Below are 25,514 nucleotides of genomic sequence, written 5' to 3' on the forward strand. Positions count from 1 at the left end.
ACTGGCAGCTACGTCCGTCTCGACGCGACCACAGCACCAATCGTTGCCCCAATCGCATTCAAAACGATATCAAACACTGAGAACGATCGCCACGGAATCGGTGCTTGGACGACCTCAATGAACGCACCATAACCAGTTGCAACAAGAATAGGGCCGCCGATCGCGATCGGCCATGAAAATCCAGACCACACGAGCAATCCGGCCAGTATTGCATATCCAAAGAGATGGAACACCGCAGTAGGTCCGAACATGCCGGTCGTTCCAGCATTGCTAGATACTGATGGGAGTGGAATTACAGAGGCGATAAAGAGCAAGAACATAAACCCAGATACGATCGCCCGTTCGGATGTCATTGTTCAATCAAAAGCACCAAATTGACCTAATATTCACGCTTTATTGACAACACGATACGTAACGTTGTATGGTCACAACACGGCCGACTTTTGCTGAGTGTAATCGATTGGTTTTCTGGGCAAAACGCCGTGCATGGCTACGTAGGTAGTGTTACAACCGACGTAACCAGATGTAATTACCGCACGATGAGAACACCTAACAGGATACGGGACGAACATAACTATTGTAAATTACAATGACTGAACTAGGTGGATTTCAAGACAGAATCGGAGAAGTGGACCTCTCCTCGGGAGCAGTGAACTATCGCGGTATTGATGACGAAGACGCGAAAAAATACATCGGCGGTCGTGGGCTTGGCGTGAAATACATGTTCGAGCGCGATCCGGACATCGATCCGATGAGCGATGAGAATCGGCTGTGCTTCATGAACGGCCCGCTCACCGGAACACAAGTTACCATGAGTGGCCGAATCGCAGTTGTGACAAAATCCCCACTCACGGGGACTGTAACTGACTCACACCACGGTGGCTGGTCCGGTGCACGATTGAAATGGTCCGGATTTGATGGTCTCATTTTCGACGGCAAAGCAGACAAGCCAGTGTATGCGGTCGTCGAAGATGGCGATGTTGAGCTTCGAGATGCGTCCCATCTGTGGGGCAAAGGTGTCCACGAAACACGTGATACGCTCGAAGAGGAGGTTGATGGTTCCTACGGAAAAAACCTCAGCCTCATGGCGATCGGCCCTGGCGGCGAAAACGGCGTCAAATACGCCTGTATCGTTAACGAAGACGATCGTGCTTCAGGCCGTGGCGGAACCGGCTGTGTGATGGGATCGAAGAATCTCAAAGCGATCGTCATTAAATCCGGTACAAAGATGCCGAAGCCAGCTGACCCAGAGACGTTTAAAAAGGGCTATCAGCAAGCGATGACGGTTATTCGTGAGTCCGATGTCACTGCACCAAACGAGGGTGGACTCTCGATGTACGGGACAAACGTGCTCATGAACGTGACCGAAGAGATGGATGGGCTTCCAACCAAGAACGGGAAGTACACCTCGACAAAATCTTATAACGAGACAGAAGGCATCGACATCGATGCAGAGCGCGTCTCCGGAGAGAACGTTCGTGAAAATATCCTTGTTGACGAACCGACCTGTCACTCCTGTCCGGTTGCGTGCAAAAAGGAAGTTGAAGTAACGACGATGCACAAGGGTGAGGAGATGAACGTTCGGATGGAGTCCTACGAGTATGAGTCAGCATTCGCACTTGGACCGAACTCCGGGCACACCGAGCGTGACGACATTGCACTCATGATCGATCGCTGTAACGACATGGGTATCGACACGATCGAGGTCGGAAACATGATGGCGATGGCGATGGAGATGACCGAAGAAGGCAAACTCGATGATGTTGGCGGTCTCGACTGGGGAGACTCAGAGACGATGGTCGATATGATCGAGATGGTCTCCAAACGTGAAGGTGACCTTGCAGACCTCCTTGCAGAAGGTCCACGGCGTGTGGCTGAAAAGCGAGATGCACATGGTAATTCGCTTGCGGTCAAAGGTCAGACGATCCCAGCATATGATCCACGCTGTATGAAAGGGATGGGTATCGCGTATGCAACCTCGAACCGTGGTGCATGTCACCTTCGTGGCTACACACCTGCGGCAGAGATTCTCGGTATCCCAGAGAAAGTTGATCCATATGCATGGGAAGGAAAAGGCGAACTTACCGCTGTGTTCCAAGATATGCACTCGATCAGTGACTCCTTCGATATCTGCAAATTCAACGCATTCGCAGAGGGTGTCGAAGAGTACGTCCTGCAGTACAACGGGATGACGGGTCTCGAGGTCACCGAAGAAGAGCTGTGGACTACTGGTGAGCGGATCTACAATCTTGAGCGCTACTACAACAACCTTGCAGGCTTTGATGGCTCCGATGACTCGCTGCCAGAGCGATTCCTTGAGGGTGAAAACGGTATTGCAGGCCAAGGCGCATCCGAAGGCGAGTTCTGTGAACTCGATGAAATGAAAGAAGAGTACTACGCGCACCGTGGCTGGGTTGACGGCGTGGTACCGGACGAGAAACTCGACGAACTTGGCATCGATATTGGGCCTGGTACCGGTGTCTCCGCGGGAGATTCCGCTGCTCCAGCAGACGACTGATCGTGCTCGCACACCAACGCTATTTTTTGCGCGACTATGCGGCAAGCCGAGCGGCTGATCGGCAAGGATTTGTGAGCACCCACAAAACGAACAACCGTGTCTGTAACTCGGAACGTCTCAATGTTTCTCTCCTTAGCGGTGCTTTGGGGGCTCTCGTTTCCAGCGATCGCCGTTGGACTTGAGTACCTGCCACCGTTGTTGTTTGCAGCGTTTCGGTATGACGTTGCAGCCGTGTTATTGCTGGTGTATGCTGTGGCCCGAACTGACGGGTGGATTCCACATGGCCGACACAACATCCAAGCCATCGTCGGTGGGGGGCTCTTTCTTGTTGCGGGTAACGGACTGTTATTTATCGGGCAACAGACGGTCCCAAGTGGAGTGGCCTCAATCATGACGGCATTGGTTCCGATTATTACCGCACTGTGGGCGTTTTTGCTCCTTGGTGAACGAGTGTCTGCGATCGGTGCAGTTGGTGTTGCAGTTGGCTTTGTTGGGTTAGGGCTCGTGATTCAGCCCGACCCATCAAATCTTCTTGGTGGTGGTACGTTCGGCCGACTGCTGATTGTTGGGCAGGTGCTTAGCGTCTCACTTGGTGGTGTCCTCGTCCAGCGTGCTGGGCCAACAATCGATCGCGTGCCACTGACAGGCTGGTCGATGCTTGTTGGTGCGCTTACGTTGCACGTGATGAGCGGTGTTGCTGGAGAGTACCCAACAACAGCCGCACTCGGTACCGTGCCACTGTCGATGATTGTCTATCTTGGCGTCTTTTCAACCGCAGTCGCGTTCTTGATCTACTTTACAATCTTAGAGGAGCAAGGCGCGTTTGAGGCAGCCCTTGTTGGCTATTTGGTCCCCGTTGTTGCGACGATTGTCGGTGTATTCGTACTCAATGAGTCAATTAGTTGGCTCACCTTTGTCGGCTTTGGCCTCGTTGCGATCGGATTCGCTTTACTAAAACGAGAGGCCATTGTGGAGTTGCTTAGTGTCAGTCTGTCGGTTGGGTTCGGCCGTCCGTAGCTCAGATTCCAACAAGCCCGGGGCCAAATCGAATTGCCCACAAGGCACCCATTCCGATTCCAATCGTCCAGAACACATCCTCGGTTTTCCACGCAACGATCGCCGCAATGGTCGCCGCAATGACGCGGTCGTCGAGAACGGTTTCCGAAACCGTTGGTTCGATCGTCACAACTGCAGGAACGACGAGCGCAGCCAGCACTGCTGCGGGAACGTATCGAAGGACGTGTTGAACACGTTCTGGGACCTCATCGATCCGACCAAAAAAGTAGATGAACGAAAGTCGAATCGAATAGGTTGCAACACCAATGAGGATAATTGCAAGCCAAATCTGGGTGCTCGACCACGCGGTCATCGGACCCCTCCTGCGGTTGCATCAACCACAACACCTGCAAGGATTCCGGTGACGGCAGCGATCGGCAGGTCAAGGTTCAGCGGAACACCAACAGCAACAACAATGAGCGCAACCGCACCACCGACAACGCCTGCGGTTGTCGTTCCACGATCTTTCATGGCCGGGACCAACAGTGCAAGAAACACGAGCGGGAGGGCGAAATCCAACGCCAGCGAATCAGGAACACCTGCGCCAGCGACTGCACCAGCGATCGTTCCCAGTTGCCAGACTACCCACAGCGTGAATCCAATGCCGAAGTAGTACCACAGCCGGCTTCGTGACTCGTTTTGTGTATATTCTGCGATCGACATCGCATACGCTTGGTCGGTAAGGACATACGCAAGCACGGAGCGAACACGAACCGAAAATGCCTGAAAATACGGGGCGATCGAAGCCGAGTACATCAGCATTCGAACGTTGATCACAACTGCAGTTCCAACAACAACTGCGAGTGGGGCGTTCGAACCGATGAGATCAATCGCTGCGAGCTGTGAGGCACCTGCAAAGACAATAATTGACATCCCAACTGCCTCACCGATCGTCATCCCAGCACCGACAGCCGTAATTCCAGCAACAAGCGCAAAAGGAAGAATACCAAGAACGAGCGGCCCTGCTGCTTTGATGCCTGCAAGTAGATCCGGATGCAGTCGCTCACGAATCGACATTATCCACCATCTTTTTCGCGGCTATGAAACCGTACCGGTCGCTGCATCGATCGCCGCGTTATTCATCTTCATCAGTCGTTGCGATTCCAATGACAACGACCGTTCGTATTTCAAGTGTTGTCTCGAACTCATCGCGGCGATCGGTTGCAGTTCCAGATCGTTTGAACTGCTCAACATGCGCTCGTCGCATTGCATCGCTCGCTCGTCTGTTAACATTGAGTTTATCCCCGATGGCTTCCCAGTGATCAGATGGGACCACGAATATTTCGCGCTCGTCATCGGCGTGAATGCACTCATACTGCCGGCGGTATGTGTCTCGTTGTGTGCTGAGATACTGCTGTGCATCTGCAAGGAGCTCCGGTAGCATACTGAGTGAGAGACTAGCTTTTGCGCCTGCCAACATGAGTGGCTGTCCGTCGATCGGGAACGGCCCGACGTCCCGTGACACTATTATCCACCTGCGCGCATCGCCTTTCGAGAGAACTTTTCCACAAGCTCTGAGAGTATCTGTGGCTCACCAGTGAAAATAACGGAGACCTCAGTGAGCATGATTGAGCCTGCAGGGTTTACTTTCCGATTTGAGAGTTCGGCTGTCCACCCCTCACCGACGACCGTATCTACACCTTCGCTCTCAACGTCTGAATCCGGATCCTGTGGCTCCCCATCCACAACTGGATGCCCGCCAAGGTTGCGAAGGTAGTGCACTGCAAGGCGCTGCGAGATGCCACGGAACGATTTTTCGATCCGATCGCCACTGGTTGTGTCTCCAACCATTATCCACCTGCCACTGGGGGAAAGAGCGAAATTGTGTCACCATCTTCGAGTTGTGTGTCAATTCCTTGCATATGCAACACCTCTCTGCCGTTTTTGAGGACATTAATTTGTGGCTTGATATCACCGTCAATCAAGAGTTCCTCTTGCATCTCCGGATACTCCGCTTCTAATGCGGTAAGAAGGCCACCGATCGTCAAATCGTCATCGTACGTTTTTTCAACAACTTTCTGCCCAGCAATCTCTCGAAAGGTAGCAAAAAAACGAAGCGTCAGATCCATACCTAAGAGAGTATGTCAATCAGTAAAAAGCTGCGTACCGCGGCGAGCGAACAATAACTAGTCTCGTTTCCCAAACCGAATGCCGTCTTCGACAAGGCGGTAGTTTCGCTCCGTATCAATCGACTCGCTCAGCCACTCGATTTCATGAAGTTGCATCACAAGGTCTGCATGCAGGTTGCGCCATGCGATTGCATAGATTGGTGACTGACCCCATGCACGAAGCTCCGGCACAAACTCATCATACGTCTCAATCTGATTCTCCATGTACTCGATCGCATCAACTGCAATGCGTACGGCTTCGGCATCATCGTTTGCGTTTTCGATCGCCCGGTTGAGTCGGCTCTCCATTCCTTCAACCGCACGCTGCATATCGAGCGCTGCAGCACCCTCATCGTCCGGCAGTGATTCGAGAATCTGTCGCGGAACACCAAGCGAGATCGGTGTGGTTTCCATAACTACATAATCATTGACGAGCGGATAAAAAGAAACCGTACCATTCGGCGATGTATGTTGGCGCGCAACACTGAAAACCAACCAGCGCGAGTCTGTTGGTATGCGCGCTGGCGTGATCCTTGCTGGTGGCCGATCGACACGGTTTGGCGAGGCTGACAAAGCAGTTGCGGACCTTGCTGGTACACCGATGATTCGCCGCGTTGCCGATCGGCTCCTAACCGTAGTCGACGAGATTGTTGTCAATTGTCGTGCCGATCAACGTGATGCGATCGAAGCCGCCATGAGCGAGTATCCACTCACCGTTTCGATTGCAGAGGACACCAACCCGGATGCCGGCCCGATGGCTGGAATATACGCTGGATTGGATCAACTGACAACGCATTCGGATGCGACGTATGCGTTCGTTGTGGCCTGCGATATGCCGTTCGTTGATCCAGGATTAGTATCATATCTCTTTTCGATTGCAGAAACAGAAGACACGGAGGCAGTGGTGCCAAAGCTTGCGGATGAGTGGTTTCAGACAACGCACGCAGTGTATCAGATTGATCGGATGGAGAGGGCATGTGAACGCGCACTCTCGGAGGGCGACCGAAAGATTCTCCCAGCGCTGTTTGAGCTGTCATATCAGGTTGTTTCAGATGCAGCGATTCGTACACATGGAACCACAGAAAGCTTCAGGAACTGCAACACGATCGAGGAGTTCCGTGACGCAGAAAGACAGTTTCTCGACAGCTAAGCGAGCCGAACAGCCACAACACGCTCTTTCGAAAGCTGACTGAGTACAACACGCCGAATATCCGGCCCGAACGGATTGTCTGCAACCTGTGTGAAAATCTTGTCGGCAATTTCGTTTGCGATCGCTTCGTCATCGGGGGTATCGACCTTGTTGAGAAGCGGTATCACATGCGCGTCGTGTGGCACATTTTTGAGTCCACCATCAGGATGTGAAATGACTGTCGCAATATCCTGTGGTCTGATCTCATCACCGATCCTAAGTGAGGTGAGCTCAGCCACCCGATCAGGTCGGTGCACAACCGCTTCCGTGAGCGGTTCACCAACTGCGTGAACGCTTGCGATCGGGACGACGGTCCGTGTACTGGATGGTATCTGGGGCTCACTATCGTCTGGGGCTTTGAACTCACGTGTTCGAGCACCATCGGCTTTTACCAGTACTGGTCCATGATGAAGCGCTGCGATCGAATTAATGACGTCCGGATGGAATCCCCGATAGCGGTCTGCTTCTTTCTCCGCAACGATTCCGATAGGGAACGCGGTCTCTGTGAGTGGAAACGCATCGAGTGCCTCATCATTTACATATACGTTATTCACATGCGTATCAAAGAGTGGGATGCGGACCGTTGCGGTGATGATTGCGGTGTCGAGCGCGTTTGCGAGCGTGTAGATCGTTGTCTTTTTTCCACCAGCACCGACCACACAGGTGACGCCACGATCAGCTCCAAGTGCAGTAACGAGCGGGTGTCTCTCTGTTGGCATTGGGATTGAAATTGCACCATCGATGTACGATCGGAGGCCAGGACCACACACCTCACATAACAGGATATTGAGATCCCCATCTCCATCAAGCACATCAACAGCAGAAAAGACATCTCCGGGATCGATCGTCTCTCCACACCGAACACAGTCGTGCGATTGTTGGAGCGTCATCAGAGATTGTCTACGCCTCCCATTTCCAGTCTATGCATACTCAACAGACGCAGGCGAGTGTCAAAAGTGTACACGGCTACACGCTGTGGGCTACTCTCCGAGTCGTTTCGTTTTTTGACCGAGGCTGTACCAACTGTTCGGCTGGATCAAGAACGAAACAACACTGCCGATCACAAGCCACGCGACCGCAATGAGCAGGAATACACCCGTCCCAAATGTAATGAGTGTCAGCGTGACTGCGATCGCAACAATAAGCGTTGTGAGTGCAATGATGCCATCAAGTCGCCGTTGGAGGGCAGCGTCCATACCACCCATTTCGTCAGTGACTCACTAAATATTGTCTACCGTTCTTCAACGTGACGGACTTCAACGCCAATGCCACGGGTTGAGCGCTCCATTTCGCTGCCAAACATCTCCGCACGGCCAATACCGAATGCCTTCGGACCGTCGATAATCACTTCATCACCGGGACGGATCGTCTCATCCGCACTAACGATACCAGGAGCAAGTACCGAACCGTGTGGAACGAAGCCATCAATCTCTACCCGTTTTGTCTCAACATCGCTTTCGTCCCATCGTTTTGCGCCTGCAAGCGTGAATGCAAGGAGTCCATACTGGGGCACCATCGTTGCAAGTTGGGTATTTTCCGCGTTCCTCACCTGGAGCTTTGGGTGTCGCCCGGTTGTCCGGATATTGGCCGCAGCAAACAGGTCATCACCTGCGCCGTCTCCGAGCTGGTAGTCCGCGATCGCTTTTACAGTATTATGCTCACGCTCTCGTTTGGAGAACTTTCCAAAGCCGTGAAGCGCATCAGAGAGGTTCGCAAGCGATTCATCAGTGGTTGGGTGGTCGGCCACTGTGTATGTGAACGTAAGATCAAGTGCCTCCTCTACACGCTGACAGATATCACGGTAGCCGTGCTCTGGAACGTGAGCAATGATTTTTGGGTACTCGTTGCGCTCAAGATATCGTTCAAGAACTGCTGCAACGAACTGTTTTTCATCCTCAGACCAGCGCCCAGTGACCGCAGTATCGTAATGTTGTGCTGGATACGTGAGTTCAAGCTCCGTCGGGACCACACCGATCGGCGATGTCATTGAGGCAACATGCCCGCGGAAGTTGATTGCACGCAAGAACTGCTTGTGACTCTGTGATTCGCTGTATGGCTTCTTTGCTGAGCACGGAACAAGCACAAGCGGGTTCTCAAATCGGTTCCGGTAGCGGCTCGTGACCCGATCGGCAAAGCGTTGGATCTCAACACGGCGAATGGTATCTTCTGTGGTTGCGGTTAGTTCGGTATTTCGAAGCACTGGGGTCCGCTCTTCGAGATAGCTGTACTCTTGGTCAAACTCTCTGAACGCTGCAGTGAGCCACTGTTCATGCCGTGATTGGGCTTCGATATAATCACGAAGCCGCCCAGCACGGATTCGCTCTCGAACGCGAGTCAACTCAGCTTGGAGTGCAGAGACGTTGTGTTCGATACAGTCCGTTCGGGTGAACTCCGATCGTGGTTTCTGACACGCGTGACAGGCACATGGAAGTTCCCGTAGATCCTCCAAAAATACTTCACCATCCGTTGTCAGATACTTTCCCTGTGCGCCCTTTGTTTTTGCTCGGGTGGTATCAAAGCCATCGACACCAGCGTATGCAAGCGTTGCAACGTTCCCCGGTGTTGCGATTCCGGAGACAATAAGTGCCGTGTCCGCAGGGACCGCGGATTTTGTCGTAAGTATGGCCTCACGGAGGGCAGCTGCGTGTCCGTCAAACGATCGAACATCCGAGAGGATGTACGCATCAGCATCACGATCGGCGGCGGTATCAGCGGTGACGACTGCTGCACTCGGGAAATCAACAGACGGCGTTTCGACTGCAAATGCGTCCTTGATCTCATCACGTGTGCCTGCCGGAAGCGATCGGTGCGGGAGAACGGTTATGTGATCGTCGCTTCCATCGGGCATCGATCGTTCCTGGGCCCATAAACTCCCGGCATCGACAAGAATATCATCAACAAGCGCCGGCGTTATCTGCGGCGTTGTGAGTCGAAACTCGCCGAGACGGGCAGGGCCGTCACGGTCGAGCACTTCGAAATACTGCGTCATAACCCACACTCTGCGGTCGAGCGTGTAGTCTCTTGCGTTTATCGGATGCACGTCCCTTGTAGTTTTTACACTGCCGCTCCTATGCTAACCATGGAGTCACCATCTGGTGCGTGGGACGAAGTCGAAACGAAGACATTTTTGACAGAGACAACCGTCCCGATCCGACTCTCATGTCACACACCAGATGGACAGCTCTGGATGCTCTCATTATGGTATGCGCTCCGCAATGGAACGCTTCACTGTGCAACAAGCAAACACGCAGATGTTGTACGATATCTCCAAGCGGACAACCGAGTTGCGTTCGAGATTTCAACGAATGAGCCACCGTACATGGGTGTTCGTGGAAACGGCCGGGCAACGATCGAACCGGATGAGAATAAAACACAGCTCAGATCGTTGATTGAACGCTATCTTGGGGACACCGACTCCGCACTTGCAGATCGGCTACTTAACCCAGAGCGTGAGGAGGTTGCGATTACCATCACGCCACATCGGCTCTATACGTGGGATTTCAGCGATCGGATGGCAGATGTGGCTGCACAACAACGGTAACGGGTTATTACCGATCGGCTTGGACAGCCTGTAGCGACTCACGCGTGACTGTCTCCGGAACGGCATCGAGTGCGTCGGGTGTCCATCCGTTGTGTGCAAGCGTGAACGCCGTTTCTGGATTCAGTTCTACGAGCCGTTTGATACCCGCTGCTGCTGCAACCTGCGCCGATCGGTCCGGTCGTTCCGGTACTTCCGCCGTCAGTGGATACGAATCGGATAGCTCCTTTGGGTACGGGCCAAACGGTGGTTTGACTGCCCACACAGCATCATACTCGGTTTCCGAAGGTGTTCCGCCCTCTGTGAGCAACACACGGGCAGGAACTGAGAGTCGATCGAGTCGTTCATGATGTCGGGTAACCTCCGGCCGACGTGCAGCGTCCGATGATGTATAGAAGAACGTCCCTTTTGAAACCGGATCTTCACGTTCAAGCTGTTCTGTATGGTCAAGTAACGCTTTGTATCCATCCCACATTGCAGGGTGCGATCGAGCGCGCCGTTCGACCAACTCAAGCAGATTCCCCTGTCTGATTGCGGATTTGATGCGATCGATTTCCTCAAATGTGACGTGGAGGTTGTGTTCCGCAAGCAGCTGTTCTTGCTTCGTGTCACCCACTGATTGTAGCTCAGAGACACTGTGTTCGGAACAGATCGGGCAGGAACACGGAAGATACTCCAACGTATCAATGTGCTCGGTTCCATCAACAGTAAGGTAGCGGCCATCACGGGCGTAGAGGGCGTATGCAGCGGAATCAAACAGATCACAGCCAAGTGCGACCGCAAGTGCAAGCATCATCGGATGTCCTGCACCGAATAAGTGAACTGGACAGTCAACAGCAAGCCCTCGCTTTGCAGCTGCAACAGCATCTACCATCTCTGCGTATCGGTAGCTGTTCATTAGTGGGACGACAGCACCGACGGGGAACACATCAAGATCGGTCGCTGCAGCGAACCCACCTGCCTCTTCTCGAAGATCCGGATATGTTGATCCCTGCACGGGGGCGTTAATAAGCATCTCACCAACATCCATCGCCTCAGCATCCCTGAGTGCCTGTTTCGTCACTGCAAGCTCATCTTCTGCCTGTCCGCGAGCAACATCCGGTGGTGTTGGGATGTCGACTGGGGTTCCGATATCGGAGCCGATCGATCGCTGGAACTCAATAATCTCCTCGGTTGTAACGTTAATATCACCGTACTCTGCAAGCTGGAACGACCCTGAATCGGTCATAATCGCACCGTTGAATCCCAGCAGTTCATGAAGCCCTACATCAAGCGCTTGCTCTTTGACATCCTCGGTATTTCGGATGATGTAGGAGTTTGTGATAAGGATTTCAGCGCCGAACTCCGATTCAAGCCGGCGTGGTTCGATCGTAATGACGTTCGGATTAATCACCGGAAGCAGTGCAGGTGTTTCAACGGTGACGCCTGCTCTGGGGACAGAGAGCGAGCCAATACGCCCGGCTGCATCAGCATCCCGAATCTCAAAATGGTCGCGCATACCCCACGTAGTCCGAGGGGGTCGGTAAGCGTTGCGTTCGTCAGGCAAAATAAAAGAGCAACATCGCAGCATCAGGGATCTCGTCAAGTTGTGTTATTGCGTATAGCCCTGCAAACTGTGTTGCATTAAATAGACCGTGGACCAAAGATGGGACCACAATGTTCTCCGAAAGTTCATACAGAACACCAAATACAATGCTCGGAACAAACAGGACCGCAACGGTTGCCAACCGAGCAACTGCATCACCGTCAACGCCAAAGTAGTGAATACCCGCGAATATCGCGCTGGCAAGGAGAATCGCACCAACTGCACCGAACGATTCTCGCATTCGTCCTTGAACAACCCCTCGATACAGAAGCTCTTCTCCAGGGCCAACGAGCAGAATAGAGAGCGGAATAAGAAGCAAAATAAGTTCAGGGTTTGCAATGCCAATTTCAGTTATTTGTTGTTGACCACGTTCGACACCCGTTGCAGCAAGCGCAAGTGACGCAACAATCAACGCAATAAATGTGCCAATATAGCCACCGCCGATGAGCAATAGATCACGGACAGATGGAACGGAAACCGGAATCGATAATGAAGACTGAGCCAGCCACCACCGGTGGCCAACCTTCGACTGGAGAGACGTAACCACGGCGTCACGGTATTGAACGTACAGGAGTGCAACGGCACCAAAACCGATACCCTGCGTAAACACCAGAGAGACAATAATGACGCTCGTGATTGTTAACCCAACCCCAGCAACTCCGAGCAGCAAGAGAACGGCGATTGAGAGGACAGTACCAAAGACAAATCCAAAGATACCGATTACCGTCGCCTCAAGAACGCTTGCAGGTTTATATTTGGAAGAGGGACTATTCGATTGTTCGAGGGAGGCAGCCATACCACACCTATGGATGCAATAAATAAAAACAGCAGGCAATCAGCTCACAGGGCACGATGTGATGTTATTTTTTAGTGAGTTCATAATGCATAACCGCCGTTGCTGCCCGCCCATCTCGAATCTGACCATCGACAACGTCCGAAAGGAAATCAATGTATGACTCGACTTCAACGTCGATCGTTTCATTGAAATCCAGTGATTGATCGCTTGCCGGTGTACAACCGTAAGCAACAAAGTGGTGATGAACCGAATTTGCAATCCCATTCGTTGGCTCAACAGTCAAGAGATGTTCCAATGAGCCGGCTTCATACCCAGTCTCTTCGCGAAGTTCCCGTCTGGCCGCCGCAAAGATATCTTCATCCGCTTCGATAGATCCAGCGGGGAGTCCTCTATTTGTTCGCCCAACGGCTTGTCGCCACTCACGGATTGTAACAATCTCTGTATCAGAAATGAACGGTAGAATAACCACCGCAGGTGACTCATCGACATAATGATAGTCAGTCTCAGTCCCATCTGGGAGGGCGACATCGTCTGCACGCACGTCAAATCCGGGACATTGATAGTCGATCGCACTTGCTGTTGTTTCCCATGCCTGCTCGGCAGAACGGTTTGTCATGAGAGTACAGTCACAACCAAGCTAAAAAACACGTATGGTTGGATTACTCATGACGCTCAAAGTATCGTGAGCGATGCGAGTAACAGCCCGGATTGAACGCCGAATCACAGTGTGGACACTGATGCGCTGCGTCGAAGTACTCGGTCACGGTAAGTTCCGTCCGACAGGAGCCACACAGGACCGCTGGCTCGGCACATCGATCGCGCGGCCATTGTGTGGGTTCGTGATCTGCAATCGCTTCATGACACTGAAAACACGGATAGTAGGTCTCACAACACGCAAATTTAATCGCAATAACGTCTTTGGCTGTCTGATAATGGTGACACCGGGTTTCGGTGTCGACACCGACTCCGCGGAGTGGAACTGCAAACCGACCATCACACTCTTTTTTATTCAGCGAGTCTGTGTTTCGATCGCTCACATCCGCACGAACACAGACCATACGTGTAAATCGTTAGGCTTTCGAGAGAACGATCGTTACGCAGCTGCCGCCGTCAGAGAGTTCATCAAACTCGATCTCACCACCGTACACATCAATTGTTGCGGCAACAAGCCACAGACCAAGCCCACTCCCGTGCGTAAGTGGAGTAATTGGTTGTGATCCGGTGATAACAGACTGTTCATGTGCAGGAATTCCAGGGCCGTTGTCTAACACACTAATTTCAACCATTTCTTGTTGTTCGGAAAGAACAATGCCAGCCCATTGGTCACCAGCTGGACTGTATCTGAGCGCATTATCAACTAACGCATCCAACGCTACCTCAAGATTACTTCCTCCGCGGACTGTGACATCTGCTGGGACATCAATATCCAGTGTTGCATCGGGGAATCGATCGAGACACATCTCTGCAACATCGGTGACGATCGGCTGTATTTCGACAACGCTCGGGTGATGATCGGTGTCCAGAACCCGCTCGAAATCACGTGCTTTGTCGCTCAGTTCTGTGAGGTCTCTTGCAGTCTCAGTGATCGTTTGCGCTTGGTTGAGAATCTCCCGGTCGTCAGTGCGACGGGCGATCGTTTCCGCATAGCCTAAGATCACGTTGAGATCATTCCGAAGATTGTGTCTGATAATTCGGTGCAGCACCGCTAACTGCCGATCGCGTCGGATCTCATCGGTAATATCCGAATAGATCGCAATACCACGATTGCCATTAGCATACGGAACGCTCCGATACAAAAAGCGCCGAACTTCGTGTTTGGCCCGACGGTACACAATCGCATAGTTGGCCTTTCCATCCGCAGTTCGAGTATCAAATGCAGTTGCTTCATGGCTCAAATCATCTGGAACGATATGGTCATTAAGTGGAGTCCCAATGACCGCGTCTGCATCACAGGCGAACGTCTCTTCGAATGCAGGGTTTACCGATCGAATAATTGGGACCTGCGAAACGATTTCAAACTCCACAACCGCATCCTGTAGATGCGTCATCAACTGCTCAAAACGATTCCACTGCATTGGCTCAGATGACTTGGTTGTGGACCGCTGCTTCATGACTGTCTCCGGGGAGAGTTACTATTGATATCCGGTGATATATTAGACAATAACCTGGTCAAATGAATATAAATATACAGTATTGACCAGGTATTCATAACTACATACTGATCTGGTGAATTATATGTAAAATAGCTTTCTATCAGTTCAATATTGGCTGCTGATGATAATCGACCCTTACCGACTAAACTCGATTGCAGCGCCTTGTCCAAATCCAACACAGAGCGTTGCTAATCCACGGGTTGCATTTTGTTTTTGCATTTCGTGAATAAGCGTCACTGGAAGCCGTGCACCTGATGCGCCGAGTGGGTGGCCGATCGCGATTGCACCACCGTTGACATTGTACTGTTCTGGGCCAATTCCAAGCTCATCACGAGCGTAGACACACTGGCTTGCGAACGCCTCATTGAGTTCAACGAGGTCGTAGTCCTCGATCGATCGACCAGCGCGTTCAAGCAGCGATCGTGTTGCTGGAACCGGACCAATGCCCATCACGGTCGGGTCGACGCCTGCAACAGCGTTGGTTCCAACCTCTGCAAGGATGTCGAGGCCGTGGTCTTCGGCAAATGTTTTACTTGTGACGAGCGTTGCAGCCGCGCCGTCAGATATCTGCGAGGAGTTACCAGCGGTAACGGTTCCATCGCCGGTGAATGCGGGTGAAAGTCCAGAGAGCACCTCAAGTGTAGTATCCGGGCGGATCCCTTCGTCGCGATCGACGACGCCGTCATCTGTCTCAACAGGTACGATCTCATCGTCAAACCGGCCTGACTCGGTTGCTTCTGCGGCTTGCATTTGGCTCTCATAGGCATACTGGTCCTGTTTCTCCCGAGAAACCTCGTACTCTGAGGCAACCTTCTCTGCGGTCATGCCCATCTGCAGTTGGAAGATGTTATACTGATTTGAAAGTTCAGGATGGAGATGTTGATAAGAGTCTCCATCCATCGGCACGCGAGACATATTTTCTACACCGCCAGCAATAATTACCTCGCGATTACCTGCTGCGATCGAATCGCTTGCAGAAATAATTGATTGCATCGAAGAGGCACACCAGCGATTGATCGTTGTTGCAGGGACGCTTTCACCAAGGTCTGAAAGCAGCGCAATCACACGTGCCATGTTGTTATCTTGCTCAGTTCGTTGCTGGGCGTTACCCCACATAAGGTCATCAACGTGCTCACCAGTTAGCCCAGTTTCTGCAAGAATATGATCAATGAGTGTAATTGAGAGATCTTCGCTGCGGACGTCTGCGAATGCACCACCACCTTTCCCTTGGGGTGTTCGGTATGCTGCAGCAATTACTGGAGTTGTGTCGTCGCTCATACCGAGCGGTTGTTCTTCATGATTATAAATCGGGGTGGAACAAAAGTAAATCTCTCAACAGTTTATTGTTTATACACAGCGACACCGCTACGCCTTCGACGCTCTTAAGCAGATCCGACGAGAACCGTTGTAGGATGAGTGACCCGGCCTTGGACGTGGTCGAATTCGTGCTTACCGCACATTTGTATACCGAGCAGCGATCGCTCGATGAGAATGATCTGCCCCCACGTTTCCGACAAGTGTTCTGGACAGAGAGTGATGAAGAAGGTGACCCAGGTGGCGTTCAACGACCACTCAAAGTTACTGACACGATCGCCCGAACCGCAACAGGGGTTGAACAGCCATGGAAAGCAGTCTCTGAGCTGCTTTTTACACAGCAGACTGATTTTACCGGTGAGATCTCGCTTACACAGCCGGAGATGGCTCTCGAGTGGTATCTCAACCATGCAGAAGACGAACGGCTCCGAAGCAATCCAACGATTGCGGCCTATGTTGAAGATCACGAGGAGTACGACTCCGACGTGAGTTACGAAGATGCCTTGGAGAATACGCGCCCGATTCATGCCGATCGCGTCTGGATTGATGCGCTTCTCGAAGAGTACTTTGACGAGGAAGAGGATGCAGAGATGCTCGACCTTGTGAACGTTCGTGCGCCAGAGGAGATCGAGATGACGCTCAAGGATCTTGTGCTCACACAGGATCAAGAAGACGAAATCCGGAAGATCGTCAAAGCAATCGAACATCGCGATTATCTCGCGGCGATCGGCCTTCGAGAGATCGGAAAACTGCTCTTTGTTGGCCCACCCGGAACAGGAAAGACAACGATCTCACGCGCAATTGCACATGACTTGGGACTGCCGTTCGTTGAGGTGAAGCTCTCGATGATTACGAGCCAGTATCTTGGAGAGACTGCAAAGAATGTCGAGAAGTCCTTCGAGGTGGCAAAGCGACTCTCTCCATGTATTCTCTTTATTGACGAATTTGACTCGGTTGCAAAGACGCGACGGAGTGACGAGCACGCAGCACTGAAGCGTGCAGTCAATACGCTGTTGAAATCGATCGACGATATTTCGTTGATCCGAGATGACGTACTGTTGATTGCGGCGACAAACCATCCTGATCAGTTGGATGCTGCAGCGTGGCGGCGGTTCGATGAGATCGTTAACTTCCCGAAACCGGATCAGGGAATGCGAGCAGATATTCTCCAGGTAATCACCAAACAGATGCGGATCGACGAGTTCGATCCCATGGAGATTGCAGAGCTAACCAGTGGACTCACTGGCAGCGATCTTCGTCTCGTCCTCAGAGAGGCAGTGCTTGAAGCACTCACAGAAGAACGGATGGAACTTACCCAAGCCGATCTACTGGCGGCGGTCTCTGACTTCGAAGAGCGGGATAATCTGAAGAATATGGATATGATTGACGGCGATGGTGCAACCGCAACAGGAACAACGGGGAACGGTCATAGCCACGATCATGACCATGACCATGACCACGATAGTAGCCACGAGGGTGACGCAGCCGAAGATACGCCACACGATCACGCACACTGATCGCAATGGATGTTACACTGCTTGGAACCGGTGATACGACGGGAACACCCACTGTAGGGTGTGATTGTGAGACGTGCGAACAGGCGCGTGATCGTGGAATTCAGCGAAGCCGATTTTCGGTTCATGTCCGAAATCCACGGACAGATAAATCACTACTGATTGATCTCAGTCCCGACTTTCGACAGCAGTTTCTCACGACAGATGTTCCACTTCCCGACGAGGCAGTTATTACGCATATTCATTTTGACCATCTTGATGGGTTGGGAAACGCATACCGTGTGTTCGATGAGCTTCCGGTCCATGCAGCAGATACAACGGATCCGATAACAGAGGAGTCCGTTGCAGAGACAATCCGCCGCAAATATGACTATCTCGATCGCGTCAGCGTCAGTGCACAAACACCGTTTGAGCCGTTCGAAGCCTGTGGCCTCAAGATTACGCTGGTCCCGGTTGATCACCCACCGCTGATCTGTTTTGGACTCACCGTTGAGGACCCACAGACGGGAGCGAAACTGTCATTATCCGGTGATTCGAGCTACGACATTCCGAAAGCATCTCGAGATGTACTCCGAGATCCAGACCTATTTCTTGTCGATGCAATCGTTCCAGCATCGCTCTGTGAGTATCATCCGATCGGCGGGAAAGACCCTGACAATAATGGGATACCCCGGACATTTGGCACAAAACATATGACTCGAGAAGGGGCGCTCTCGCTCGCCGAAGAGCTTACTGCGTCCAAGACTCGACTTGTTCACACCGCCCATTTCTATCCAGTCGAAGAAGCCTTCCAAGAGCCGCTTGCGATTGATGGCGAGCAGTATCGTCTCGACGGCACAGGCATCGAGCGCCTCCAGTAGTCTATTAAAAAAACCGATCGAGCCCACTTTGGGTTCGTACAATACCGTCAGGCTGGTGAACCCACGGACTTCGATCATCTCGGATCGCTGCAGTGTCAACGGCGGGTGGATCTGCACTAGCGAATTCGGGACAGCCAACGCCGCAGTCAGTAGATGCATCCACGAGACAGCCGTAGTGTGTACAATACGGAAGGGCACCATCCTCTGCCGCTCCGTGCACACACGCCGGAAAGTCGTACGTCCGCCAGCCCTTTCCATATGATCGCTCTGCAAGCTGGGTTCGCTTGCGCTGTTTTTGTTCTGCAGTAATGAGTGCAATATCCGTTTTAAGTGAGTGATTTTCAAGGAGTTCAACACCCGTCTCTGTGGTTGGAAGCTGCTGTGGTTCTCGGATAACGGTCCGATCGCCATTCTGCGGATCAAACCGCCAGACACCAACCTCATCAGGAATCCGATTGAGATGTGCACGTGTGACATAGCTCTCCGTTGCAAGAACAACCTCGTCAAAAATGCCCAGTGACACGTCAAGCCGGAGTTGCTGTTCAAGATTTCCGGGGCGGCTAAGATCGGGTTTATTCTCAATCCCGATTAGTCGATCATACCATTGTGGGTATCGTGCTACTTGCCGGATATATCGGCGGCCTCCGTTTCGTTCAACTTCAAAAAACCCGATCTCGATCGCGTGATCAGTCACAGAACGAGCACGCTCTGGGTGACAATCAAACGCGTCTCGCCAGTAGACCGCATCACCGGGACCAACTGCGCTGTCGATCGCAGCAGTAGGAATTGAACGAGCGGTGATTTGTGTACGGGTATCTATTGATTGGTTCGGAATTACACAGCAGATGTCGATAATTCGGTTTCCTGGCTCAGCGACAGCAGCTCCAAGTTGTCGTGCAAGAATCCAATCCGTTGTCGCTTCAAGGTACGAACAGAGCGAAACCTCAAAGCCAAACTCCATACCCTAACCCAGGGCGCAATTTTCATAAACCGATCGACAAGCAGTTGGTATCACAAACGTGCTACTTAGTAAACAGATGCCAACAAATACTTACCACTCAGCTTCAGACAACGATCATGGACAGACGGACGTTTGTTTCGGCTGCAGGGGGATTAGGGCTTCTTAGTACGTCGGGGTGTATCGCGAGTGCAACACCACGACCACCACAGATTTTGGATGAACTGCTCGAGGGAGGGTGGGAGCTCATCGAACAGGAACAAGACGAGGTGGTCAACCACTCAGTTGCGGGACAGGAAATCGTCGCAACCGCGACGACTGAGGTGTATCACGAAGCTGAGCTTGCAGCCGCACTTCGTGAAAAGACGCTTGCGCAGATCGATGGACAGATTGCCATCTTTTTTGCGAGCAGAGTAACAATTGAGCCAGATCTGACAAATCTTCCAGCGGGTGTTGGCCGGGATCGTATTCTTGATGAAGTGGAGACAAATGCGAAACAGCAGTTTGAGTCAGAACTCGAGTCAGCAGGAATTGTAGATATCGAGGAAGCCGGTGAAGAGACAGTCACGGTTGATACCGGTGAAGAGGCTTCGCTTCAGCATTATCATGGTTTGTTTCCGTTTGACTCGTTTAGCTTTGCTATCCGCGAGGATAACGAGGTTACTATTGAGAGCGATTCGCTCTCTGTTTCGGGGCATCTTGCCGTGTGGCATCATGATGACTCAGTGCTCATCGCTGGCGGCGCATATCCAAGTGAAAACTTCGAGGAGACGATCGACGAAGAGCTTTCGTCCGCGATCTCCGTAACTGTCGAGATCGATCTCGGATTAGATCCGACACAGTATGAAGACGATCTATTCGAGCTTATACGAGCCGTCGAATAGCGAGTTGGCTAGTACTTCTTTTCAGCGCCGGTCGTATCATATACGCGATCCATAATCCGATCGCGTTCTCGTTGCCACGTTCGGAATCCGTCGGGATCAGTTGGGTAACGATCGTAGTGTGCGAGCAGCTCATCTGCAACCTGTTTTGTCTCATACAGTTTCTTTAATAGTCCAAAGTGGTCCCGGCTTTCGTATAAGATCGAGAGCTTCAGTTTGAGGCTCAGGTTTGTTGAGCCGGAGTAGAGCGATTCCGAAAGCGCCTCCGGGGGAACGACAGAGAGCAATTCAAGTAGTGCATTGAGATCGTGTGCAGTGGCAAAAATATTGTAGACGTCAAGCGCAGCAAACCGACCGCCGAAATGATCCATCACGCGGACGTTGTAGTTCCAGAGGAACTCCTCGGAGTAGTCCGCTGCCTCGATCGCTCGAATCGCCTGTTCGCCTGCGTACTGTCCACTGTAGGCTGCGCCCGCAATGCCGCCACCACTGATTGGGTTGACATATGCAGCCGCATCGCCGATCGCCATGTAGCCATCTGCGACCGCAGAGTCGTATGGTCGCCGGGTGGGGAGCGCAGCGCCCAGTTTATCTTTGACAACTGCGTTCTCAAACTCCGGCTGTTGGCTGATATCCTCACGAAGTGCTTCAACGAGCTGCATTGGCTCTTCATCCATCTGGAAGCCAAGCCCAACATTGATTTCAGTGCTCGTGCGTGGGAAATACCACAGATATCCGGCCGATCGTTTGGTTGGCTTCAAAACCAGTGCATCGTCCCACTCGACGGGTTCTTCGACCGTAAGCACCTCTCGGTAAGCCGACGAGAACTGTGAGTAGCGGACGTTTGTATCAAACCTCGATCCTGAAAAGTCAGTTTTGTCCTGCAGTAACGAGAGCGCACCAGCCCCGTCAAGGACAAGATCGCTTTCGTACTCGTACCGTTCGCCATCGTGAGTTGCAGAGACACCACAAACGGTACCGTCTGTAGTTTGGCTCACGTCTTGGACGACCGTATCATAATGGAACGTCGTACCGGCGTCCGCAGCGGCACCCAACAGCAGTCTCCCATATTCAAGCCGATCGATCACCGCAAGCTCACCGGGAACAGGAATATTGACTTCAATATCCGTGTCAGGAATGATAAACAATCCACGGTCAACGTCCGTATTGGTAAACGAGGATTCAATCTCTTTTTTCGGGATCGCTTCAGGGAACGTGTTTGCACCTTTCAGCGCATCCCCACAGGCAATATGTCCGGCTTCCGATTCGGGTTTTCGCTCAAGCACGACGACGTCATAGCCTTTGTTAGCGATGGTCGCGGCCGCATAACAGCCAGCAGTCCCAGCGCCAACGATGACCACATCGTATCTACCCCCAGTCATACTACATCTTCTGTGTGCCCCGCTCAAAGGTCTTCCCAACCGCATCCTTCCGAAACCGGTATCCGATGATATCCCATATATACGATATGCGTCGGGTCACCCGCAATGCACTGGTTGTCATTGGCATTGTTATTGTCGGCTTGCTTGCGCTGGGGTCGCTTCCAGGATATCTTGGCTCCGGCCCAAGCTACTATCTTGAAGTAGCTGAGACCGACGATGACGGACCGGCGGTTGATGCCTCAGAGATCACTGACCGCCGCTATCCATACCTTGTCAGTGCGCTTGAGTCGGACGATGGCCAATCAGATGGCTATCAGAAAGCCTTCGGTGATTTCAAAGACTGGTTCACACACACGCCATTCGATGAGTATAGCTCTTTGACCCAGCAGAATAGCGAGGCAGCACGGGATGGCGGCGATCGCGTGATAGTTGAGTACAATGGTCAACGATACAGTGTCGAGCAAACACAGGAGCAATAACATGACAGAAGAGTCAGAGAGACACCCACTGCAGACGATCGGAGAGCCTGAATGGACCGTTCTCGAATCGGTTACAGAGTATGAAACCGGGTGGTTCACTGGTGGCTACGATCTTGTTGAACAGCCGGATGGGACAGAGAAGCGGTACTACTGGGCAGCACTCGCTCCTGCAGTCGTTATTGTTGCTGTGACTGATGGACAACTGCTCTTTGTTGAGCAGTATCGACCAACAATCCGTGAAACACAGTATGAGCTCCCTGCAGGGATTGTCGAACCCGGAGAATCGTTCACTACTGCAGGCGCACGCGAACTTGAAGAGGAGACCGGGTTCAGACCAGAGAGCGTCTCGCTCCTGCAAACATGTTGGTGTTCTACCGGGGTTCTCAGACACAAACGTGGCTACGTATTTGCGGAGGGTCTCACGCCAGGTGATCGTGCTCTTGATACAAACGAATTTCTCACACCGAAAACGGTAGACGTTACGGACGCAATTGAGGTCGCACGGGAACAGCCAACAAACGATGCAACCATCGAAGGGCTATTGCTCGCAGATGCAGATGGCCTTCTGTAAGGCCGCGGCAGCGGGCTTTTTACTACGGGGTGATATGGGATGGTATGGACGGCGAAATTGACCCCGAAGATGTGCAAGCGCTTCTTGAGACGCCACAGCCGCCGCGGATTGTTGACATCCGATCGAAGGCCGCATTTACCCGTGAACATATTCCGGGAAGCGATAACATCCCCTTCGCCACCCTTCCACAACAGATCGAACAGCTGCGCGATGCCGATCGAATCGTAACCGTGTGCCCACACGGGAAAGCGAGCATACAAGCAGCGCGGTTGATCAAATCATATGAAGGGACCACAAATGCCCGCGTTGAAAGTATGCGTGGTGGATTATCAGCGTGGCCGGGAGAGCTTGAGCCCACAGTTGAGCAGGCGGTTGAAGATGGACCAGAGTCACCGTTTTAGTACCGCATCGATCGCGATCGGAACAAAATCATCGTAAACAGAACCGCAAGCGCAACCACAACGGGAGTAAACCCAAACCCAGGTATGAGGCTCTCTGTCTCAGTCTCCGGATCTAAAACGGTAAGTGTGAGTTCACCCGAGCCTATCTGGACGGTGTACGTCCCTGATTCTGTGAAGGTTTCTGTCAGTTCGACCGTTGTCTCCGCACCAGCATCGAGATGAACTATTTTAGTGTCGCGCGCCTCGCCATTGATTCTAATTGGGAACTCACCCCGACCAGGAACCGCTTCGGTATTTTGAATGGTCGCAGTAATTGTTACGCTCTCACCGGTTTCTATTGTCTGTGAATCTGCCGAGATGTCCGAGACCGAAAGTTGTGCAGGCTCCTGAACGACGACCGTCACTTGCGTATCATCAATGCGGATATCATACCGGCCCGGATCGTCAAATGCTCGAGTCACTATTTCAGAGACCCGCTCATCGGGTTCAATAGTCCCATTGAGTGTTGATTCGGCGGTCCCATCAACATAGACTGGGATTTCGTATGATCCAGCAGTGCCACCGTAGTTTTCAATTCCAACACTGATGTTGATCGTTTCACCCGTTGTCACCGAAATTGGGTCAGTCCCTCTGCGATCGAGCGTCACCTGTCGGTATGGTCCCGAAATATCGACAGTATCCGAAACGCTTGACTCAATCTGTGCAGGGGCGGTCCCGAAAGCAGCCTCGTGGGCATCCCGATTCCACATAGTCGGTACCGCACTGGTGAAGACGTATCGGTCGTACGCATCGACTGCACTGGAGCCACCCTCGCGTTCAATCGCTGCGCGGAACGCATCGTTTGTTACTGGGCCGTCCTGTGCGTTGAGTGCTGCAAACACCGTATCGAGCGCGGTTTGTCCATCGCTTTCGACTCGAATCTGTCGATCGAGTTCACCAGCAACAAGGGCACCTTTTCGGTACTCTGCGGCACCGGACCATGTTGTCGGATCAGAGAGGGTCGAATCTGCTTGGGGTGATCGCTCCCCGCGTGCAAGTTCACGTTGGAACGATCGGAAATCAGTATCTTCGCGTTCAAGTGTAAGCCGTGCAGCGTAGTATGTTGCTCCACCCTCAAGGAACCATTCGGTCTCATCGGTAACGGCGAATCCCTGCCGGGTGTGAACATACTCGTGAAGCCACACGTTACTTGGGTCCGAAAGTGGTTCTTCAGCGTTTACCCACATATCCGCGGCACCAGTTTGTAATCCACGAACACCCCATGGAGTGCCATCTTCCGGAGCTGCAACGACAAACACCTCCGAATCCCGATCGCCCACGCGTAATGCGTCGGACGCAAACTCCAATGCATCAAGAATATCTTCTGGTGTTTCTTCGAGTGTCGCCGCATCTGGGACAATAAGCCTGAACGTCTGTCCGTGTGCTGTTCGTTGATATTCGGTGTGCGGTCCGAGGAATGCAATTACACCACCAGTGGCACCCTCTCCGGCAATCGTCCGTTCCCTGTCAACAGAGACACGAGCAGGGCCTCTCCAGCCCCACTCGAGACCGGGTTGATTCACGCCAATGAGTGCCCATTCGTCAGTCTCCGTAAAGAGGAAGCGACCGTCATCTCCGATCGGCCCTCGTGATTCTGTTGTCCGATCGGATGGAACCCGATAGGTGATTGTTGGGGTGTTGCGGTTCCCATCCCACGCAAACCGTCTGTCACCCGCATCCGAGAATCCAGACGTTTCAACATCCGTTGCTTGTGTTGGAAGCCGAACAGAAAGCCGTGTGACTTGGTCTGGGATTGTGTACTCAAGCGTGATTGTTATTTCACCAACCCGGTCAGAGGTTCGATCGATCTGAAGTGTCTGCTGGATATTGTTCGCACCCCCGACAGCAGCAACGTGTGGTTGCTGTTCGGAGAGTTCCGATTCAGTCTGTGTTTCACTATCGCTATCTACAGCTCCGCCAGCGATCGACGCATGCTGCTCTGGAGATGCTGTATTCTCGGTTGGAGAGATTCCTCCAGCCACACCCACAGCCAAAGCAAGAGCTAGAGTAAGACAGACAAATACAATGATACTGGCCCCATGTACCCGGCGCATACATCAACCACAGTAGCAAGAGATAAAACTACTCGGTGATGTGACACTCAGAAAATTTGAGCACTTACTTCGTTATCGATACAACAGATGTCACAACGCGGGCGACGGTCAGGTGACG

29 protein-coding genes are annotated in these 25,514 nt (G+C 52.3%); 10 read left to right on the forward strand and 19 right to left on the reverse strand.

Going from position 1 to position 25,514, the window contains the following annotated elements; translation table 11 throughout:
• Positions 1-8 precede the first annotated feature (8 nt).
• Positions 9-353: a VanZ family protein gene (locus tag AArcSt2_RS05960; RefSeq protein WP_250583425.1), complete on the reverse strand. Its 345-nt coding sequence runs from the start codon at positions 351-353 to the stop codon at positions 9-11.
• Positions 354-589: 236 nt separating this feature from the next.
• Here AArcSt2_RS05960 and AArcSt2_RS05965 point away from each other — a divergent pair, with 236 nt between their 5' ends.
• Positions 590-2,518 (forward strand): aldehyde ferredoxin oxidoreductase family protein, encoded by a 1,929-nt coding sequence (locus AArcSt2_RS05965; RefSeq protein WP_174651974.1) that lies wholly within the window; start codon positions 590-592, stop codon positions 2,516-2,518.
• A 96-nt stretch (positions 2,519-2,614) separates the two neighbouring features.
• Positions 2,615-3,535 (forward strand): DMT family transporter, encoded by a 921-nt coding sequence (locus AArcSt2_RS05970; RefSeq protein WP_250583426.1) that lies wholly within the window; start codon positions 2,615-2,617, stop codon positions 3,533-3,535.
• Between the two features lies 1 nt (position 3,536).
• On the opposite strand, the gene AArcSt2_RS05975 is transcribed toward AArcSt2_RS05970, so the two are convergent.
• The 6 genes from AArcSt2_RS05975 to AArcSt2_RS06000 are packed head-to-tail and all read right to left on the reverse strand — an operon-like array spanning position 3,537 to position 6,096.
• Positions 3,537-3,887: an AzlD domain-containing protein gene (locus AArcSt2_RS05975; protein WP_174651976.1), complete on the reverse strand. Its 351-nt coding sequence runs from the start codon at positions 3,885-3,887 to the stop codon at positions 3,537-3,539.
• The gene (locus tag AArcSt2_RS05980; protein WP_250583427.1) at positions 3,884-4,591 is read right to left on the reverse strand and encodes an AzlC family ABC transporter permease; all 708 of its coding nucleotides are present in this window, start codon (positions 4,589-4,591) and stop codon (positions 3,884-3,886) included. Before AArcSt2_RS05980 ends, AArcSt2_RS05975 begins: the two co-directional genes overlap by 4 nt.
• A 58-nt stretch (positions 4,592-4,649) precedes the next feature.
• Complete coding sequence (locus AArcSt2_RS05985; protein ID WP_250583428.1) at positions 4,650-5,039, reverse strand: DUF8048 family protein; 390 nt, start codon at positions 5,037-5,039, stop codon at positions 4,650-4,652.
• Between the two features lie 2 nt (positions 5,040-5,041).
• Complete coding sequence (locus AArcSt2_RS05990; RefSeq protein ID WP_174651978.1) at positions 5,042-5,365, reverse strand: MoaD-like domain-containing protein; 324 nt, start codon at positions 5,363-5,365, stop codon at positions 5,042-5,044.
• Positions 5,365-5,643 (reverse strand): ubiquitin-like small modifier protein 1, encoded by a 279-nt coding sequence (locus AArcSt2_RS05995; protein WP_174651979.1) that lies wholly within the window; start codon positions 5,641-5,643, stop codon positions 5,365-5,367. Before AArcSt2_RS05995 ends, AArcSt2_RS05990 begins: the two co-directional genes overlap by 1 nt.
• A gap of 57 nt (positions 5,644-5,700) precedes the next feature.
• Positions 5,701-6,096 carry a DUF7971 family protein gene (locus AArcSt2_RS06000; protein ID WP_250583429.1) on the reverse strand — a complete coding sequence of 132 codons (396 nt, stop codon included), beginning with the start codon at positions 6,094-6,096 and terminating at the stop codon, positions 5,701-5,703.
• Positions 6,097-6,196: 100 nt separating this feature from the next.
• Here AArcSt2_RS06000 and AArcSt2_RS06005 point away from each other — a divergent pair, with 100 nt between their 5' ends.
• Positions 6,197-6,832, forward strand: a complete 636-nt coding sequence (locus AArcSt2_RS06005) for a molybdenum cofactor guanylyltransferase (protein WP_250583430.1) — start codon at positions 6,197-6,199, stop codon at positions 6,830-6,832.
• Here AArcSt2_RS06005 and yqeC read toward each other — a convergent pair.
• From yqeC to arcS, 3 genes are all read right to left on the reverse strand, one after another.
• Complete coding sequence (yqeC, locus tag AArcSt2_RS06010; RefSeq protein ID WP_174654457.1) at positions 6,829-7,590, reverse strand: selenium cofactor biosynthesis protein YqeC; 762 nt, start codon at positions 7,588-7,590, stop codon at positions 6,829-6,831. The genes AArcSt2_RS06005 and yqeC overlap by 4 nt on opposite strands.
• A gap of 261 nt (positions 7,591-7,851) precedes the next feature.
• Positions 7,852-8,067 (reverse strand): hypothetical protein, encoded by a 216-nt coding sequence (locus AArcSt2_RS06015; RefSeq protein ID WP_174651982.1) that lies wholly within the window; start codon positions 8,065-8,067, stop codon positions 7,852-7,854.
• A 35-nt stretch (positions 8,068-8,102) separates the two neighbouring features.
• A complete protein-coding gene (arcS, locus tag AArcSt2_RS06020) occupies positions 8,103-9,860 on the reverse strand; it encodes an archaeosine synthase subunit alpha (protein ID WP_250583431.1) in 1,758 nt (585 codons plus the stop codon).
• Between the two features lie 90 nt (positions 9,861-9,950).
• On the opposite strand from arcS, the gene AArcSt2_RS06025 reads away from it, so the two are divergent.
• Entirely contained in the window at positions 9,951-10,412 is a 462-nt protein-coding gene (locus AArcSt2_RS06025; RefSeq protein WP_250583432.1) for a pyridoxamine 5'-phosphate oxidase family protein, read from the forward strand.
• A 7-nt stretch (positions 10,413-10,419) separates the two neighbouring features.
• On the opposite strand, the gene tgtA is transcribed toward AArcSt2_RS06025, so the two are convergent.
• The 6 genes from tgtA to AArcSt2_RS06055 form a co-directional block, all read right to left on the reverse strand.
• Positions 10,420-11,907, reverse strand: coding sequence for a tRNA guanosine(15) transglycosylase TgtA (gene tgtA, locus AArcSt2_RS06030; protein ID WP_250583433.1), 1,488 nt, complete (start codon positions 11,905-11,907; stop codon positions 10,420-10,422).
• Between the two features lie 40 nt (positions 11,908-11,947).
• Positions 11,948-12,790, reverse strand: coding sequence for a CPBP family intramembrane glutamic endopeptidase (locus tag AArcSt2_RS06035; protein WP_174651986.1), 843 nt, complete (start codon positions 12,788-12,790; stop codon positions 11,948-11,950).
• A 64-nt stretch (positions 12,791-12,854) separates the two neighbouring features.
• The gene (locus AArcSt2_RS06040) at positions 12,855-13,406 is read right to left on the reverse strand and encodes an NUDIX hydrolase (RefSeq protein WP_250583434.1); all 552 of its coding nucleotides are present in this window, start codon (positions 13,404-13,406) and stop codon (positions 12,855-12,857) included.
• 43 nt (positions 13,407-13,449) lie between these two features.
• Complete coding sequence (locus tag AArcSt2_RS06045) at positions 13,450-13,827, reverse strand: CHY zinc finger protein (protein WP_250583435.1); 378 nt, start codon at positions 13,825-13,827, stop codon at positions 13,450-13,452.
• Positions 13,828-13,860: 33 nt separating this feature from the next.
• Complete coding sequence (locus AArcSt2_RS06050) at positions 13,861-14,901, reverse strand: PAS domain-containing sensor histidine kinase (RefSeq protein ID WP_174651989.1); 1,041 nt, start codon at positions 14,899-14,901, stop codon at positions 13,861-13,863.
• A gap of 177 nt (positions 14,902-15,078) precedes the next feature.
• Entirely contained in the window at positions 15,079-16,221 is a 1,143-nt protein-coding gene (locus tag AArcSt2_RS06055) for a thiolase family protein (protein ID WP_250583436.1), read from the reverse strand.
• Positions 16,222-16,355: 134 nt separating this feature from the next.
• On the opposite strand from AArcSt2_RS06055, the gene AArcSt2_RS06060 reads away from it, so the two are divergent.
• Complete coding sequence (locus AArcSt2_RS06060; protein ID WP_250583437.1) at positions 16,356-17,774, forward strand: ATP-binding protein; 1,419 nt, start codon at positions 16,356-16,358, stop codon at positions 17,772-17,774.
• Positions 17,775-17,779: 5 nt separating this feature from the next.
• Positions 17,780-18,631: an MBL fold metallo-hydrolase gene (locus tag AArcSt2_RS06065; protein WP_250583438.1), complete on the forward strand. Its 852-nt coding sequence runs from the start codon at positions 17,780-17,782 to the stop codon at positions 18,629-18,631.
• A 4-nt stretch (positions 18,632-18,635) separates the two neighbouring features.
• Here AArcSt2_RS06065 and AArcSt2_RS06070 read toward each other — a convergent pair whose 3' ends face one another.
• Positions 18,636-19,592, reverse strand: a complete 957-nt coding sequence (locus AArcSt2_RS06070; protein WP_250583439.1) for a DUF5787 family protein — start codon at positions 19,590-19,592, stop codon at positions 18,636-18,638.
• Between the two features lie 116 nt (positions 19,593-19,708).
• Here AArcSt2_RS06070 and AArcSt2_RS06075 point away from each other — a divergent pair, with 116 nt between their 5' ends.
• Positions 19,709-20,473: a DUF6517 family protein gene (locus AArcSt2_RS06075; RefSeq protein ID WP_250583440.1), complete on the forward strand. Its 765-nt coding sequence runs from the start codon at positions 19,709-19,711 to the stop codon at positions 20,471-20,473.
• Positions 20,474-20,481: 8 nt separating this feature from the next.
• Here the strand turns inward: AArcSt2_RS06075 and AArcSt2_RS06080 are convergent, their stop codons facing one another.
• Positions 20,482-21,852, reverse strand: a complete 1,371-nt coding sequence (locus AArcSt2_RS06080) for a geranylgeranyl reductase family protein (RefSeq protein WP_250583441.1) — start codon at positions 21,850-21,852, stop codon at positions 20,482-20,484.
• Positions 21,853-21,938: 86 nt separating this feature from the next.
• Between AArcSt2_RS06080 and AArcSt2_RS06085 the strand changes: the two genes are divergently transcribed.
• From AArcSt2_RS06085 to AArcSt2_RS06095, 3 genes are read left to right on the forward strand one after another with little or no spacing between them, the layout of a single operon-like run.
• Positions 21,939-22,331, forward strand: a complete 393-nt coding sequence (locus AArcSt2_RS06085; protein WP_174651996.1) for a hypothetical protein — start codon at positions 21,939-21,941, stop codon at positions 22,329-22,331.
• A gap of 1 nt (position 22,332) precedes the next feature.
• Positions 22,333-22,902 carry an NUDIX hydrolase gene (locus tag AArcSt2_RS06090; RefSeq protein WP_250583442.1) on the forward strand — a complete coding sequence of 190 codons (570 nt, stop codon included), beginning with the start codon at positions 22,333-22,335 and terminating at the stop codon, positions 22,900-22,902.
• A gap of 44 nt (positions 22,903-22,946) precedes the next feature.
• The gene (locus AArcSt2_RS06095) at positions 22,947-23,303 is read left to right on the forward strand and encodes a rhodanese-like domain-containing protein (protein ID WP_174651998.1); all 357 of its coding nucleotides are present in this window, start codon (positions 22,947-22,949) and stop codon (positions 23,301-23,303) included.
• On the opposite strand, the gene AArcSt2_RS06100 is transcribed toward AArcSt2_RS06095, so the two are convergent.
• Positions 23,300-25,396: a CARDB domain-containing protein gene (locus AArcSt2_RS06100; protein ID WP_250583443.1), complete on the reverse strand. Its 2,097-nt coding sequence runs from the start codon at positions 25,394-25,396 to the stop codon at positions 23,300-23,302. The two genes, AArcSt2_RS06095 and AArcSt2_RS06100, sit on opposite strands and share 4 nt — an antisense overlap.
• Positions 25,397-25,514 lie beyond the last annotated feature (118 nt).

The organism is Natronocalculus amylovorans, assembly GCF_023638035.1.
Classification (GTDB): Archaea; Halobacteriota; Halobacteria; order Halobacteriales; family Haloferacaceae; genus Natronocalculus; species Natronocalculus amylovorans.

What these genes read in the sequence shown, in the direction of transcription:
- AArcSt2_RS06075 (WP_250583440.1), top strand. Translation starts at nt 19,709, where the DNA reads ATGGACAGACGGACGTTTGTTTCGGCTGCAGGGGGATTAGGGCTTCTT.
- AArcSt2_RS06070 (WP_250583439.1), bottom strand. Translation starts at nt 19,592, where the DNA reads ATGGAGTTTGGCTTTGAGGTTTCGCTCTGTTCGTACCTTGAAGCGACA.
- AArcSt2_RS06050 (WP_174651989.1), bottom strand. Translation starts at nt 14,901, where the DNA reads ATGAAGCAGCGGTCCACAACCAAGTCATCTGAGCCAATGCAGTGGAAT.
- AArcSt2_RS06005 (WP_250583430.1), top strand. Translation starts at nt 6,197, where the DNA reads ATGCGCGCTGGCGTGATCCTTGCTGGTGGCCGATCGACACGGTTTGGC.
- AArcSt2_RS06060 (WP_250583437.1), top strand. Translation starts at nt 16,356, where the DNA reads ATGAGTGACCCGGCCTTGGACGTGGTCGAATTCGTGCTTACCGCACAT.
- AArcSt2_RS05965 (WP_174651974.1), top strand. Translation starts at nt 590, where the DNA reads ATGACTGAACTAGGTGGATTTCAAGACAGAATCGGAGAAGTGGACCTC.
- AArcSt2_RS05980 (WP_250583427.1), bottom strand. Translation starts at nt 4,591, where the DNA reads ATGTCGATTCGTGAGCGACTGCATCCGGATCTACTTGCAGGCATCAAA.
- AArcSt2_RS05975 (WP_174651976.1), bottom strand. Translation starts at nt 3,887, where the DNA reads ATGACCGCGTGGTCGAGCACCCAGATTTGGCTTGCAATTATCCTCATT.
- AArcSt2_RS06085 (WP_174651996.1), top strand. Translation starts at nt 21,939, where the DNA reads ATGCGTCGGGTCACCCGCAATGCACTGGTTGTCATTGGCATTGTTATT.
- AArcSt2_RS06090 (WP_250583442.1), top strand. Translation starts at nt 22,333, where the DNA reads ATGACAGAAGAGTCAGAGAGACACCCACTGCAGACGATCGGAGAGCCT.
- AArcSt2_RS06065 (WP_250583438.1), top strand. Translation starts at nt 17,780, where the DNA reads ATGGATGTTACACTGCTTGGAACCGGTGATACGACGGGAACACCCACT.
- AArcSt2_RS05960 (WP_250583425.1), bottom strand. Translation starts at nt 353, where the DNA reads ATGACATCCGAACGGGCGATCGTATCTGGGTTTATGTTCTTGCTCTTT.
- AArcSt2_RS05995 (WP_174651979.1), bottom strand. Translation starts at nt 5,643, where the DNA reads ATGGATCTGACGCTTCGTTTTTTTGCTACCTTTCGAGAGATTGCTGGG.
- AArcSt2_RS06100 (WP_250583443.1), bottom strand. Translation starts at nt 25,396, where the DNA reads ATGCGCCGGGTACATGGGGCCAGTATCATTGTATTTGTCTGTCTTACT.
- AArcSt2_RS06035 (WP_174651986.1), bottom strand. Translation starts at nt 12,790, where the DNA reads ATGGCTGCCTCCCTCGAACAATCGAATAGTCCCTCTTCCAAATATAAA.
- AArcSt2_RS06015 (WP_174651982.1), bottom strand. Translation starts at nt 8,067, where the DNA reads ATGGACGCTGCCCTCCAACGGCGACTTGATGGCATCATTGCACTCACA.
- yqeC (WP_174654457.1), bottom strand. Translation starts at nt 7,590, where the DNA reads ATGCCAACAGAGAGACACCCGCTCGTTACTGCACTTGGAGCTGATCGT.
- AArcSt2_RS06095 (WP_174651998.1), top strand. Translation starts at nt 22,947, where the DNA reads ATGGACGGCGAAATTGACCCCGAAGATGTGCAAGCGCTTCTTGAGACG.
- AArcSt2_RS06000 (WP_250583429.1), bottom strand. Translation starts at nt 6,096, where the DNA reads ATGGAAACCACACCGATCTCGCTTGGTGTTCCGCGACAGATTCTCGAA.
- AArcSt2_RS05990 (WP_174651978.1), bottom strand. Translation starts at nt 5,365, where the DNA reads ATGGTTGGAGACACAACCAGTGGCGATCGGATCGAAAAATCGTTCCGT.
- AArcSt2_RS06040 (WP_250583434.1), bottom strand. Translation starts at nt 13,406, where the DNA reads ATGACAAACCGTTCTGCCGAGCAGGCATGGGAAACAACAGCAAGTGCG.
- arcS (WP_250583431.1), bottom strand. Translation starts at nt 9,860, where the DNA reads ATGACGCAGTATTTCGAAGTGCTCGACCGTGACGGCCCTGCCCGTCTC.
- AArcSt2_RS06025 (WP_250583432.1), top strand. Translation starts at nt 9,951, where the DNA reads ATGGAGTCACCATCTGGTGCGTGGGACGAAGTCGAAACGAAGACATTT.
- AArcSt2_RS06055 (WP_250583436.1), bottom strand. Translation starts at nt 16,221, where the DNA reads ATGAGCGACGACACAACTCCAGTAATTGCTGCAGCATACCGAACACCC.
- AArcSt2_RS06080 (WP_250583441.1), bottom strand. Translation starts at nt 21,852, where the DNA reads ATGACTGGGGGTAGATACGATGTGGTCATCGTTGGCGCTGGGACTGCT.
- tgtA (WP_250583433.1), bottom strand. Translation starts at nt 11,907, where the DNA reads ATGCGCGACCATTTTGAGATTCGGGATGCTGATGCAGCCGGGCGTATT.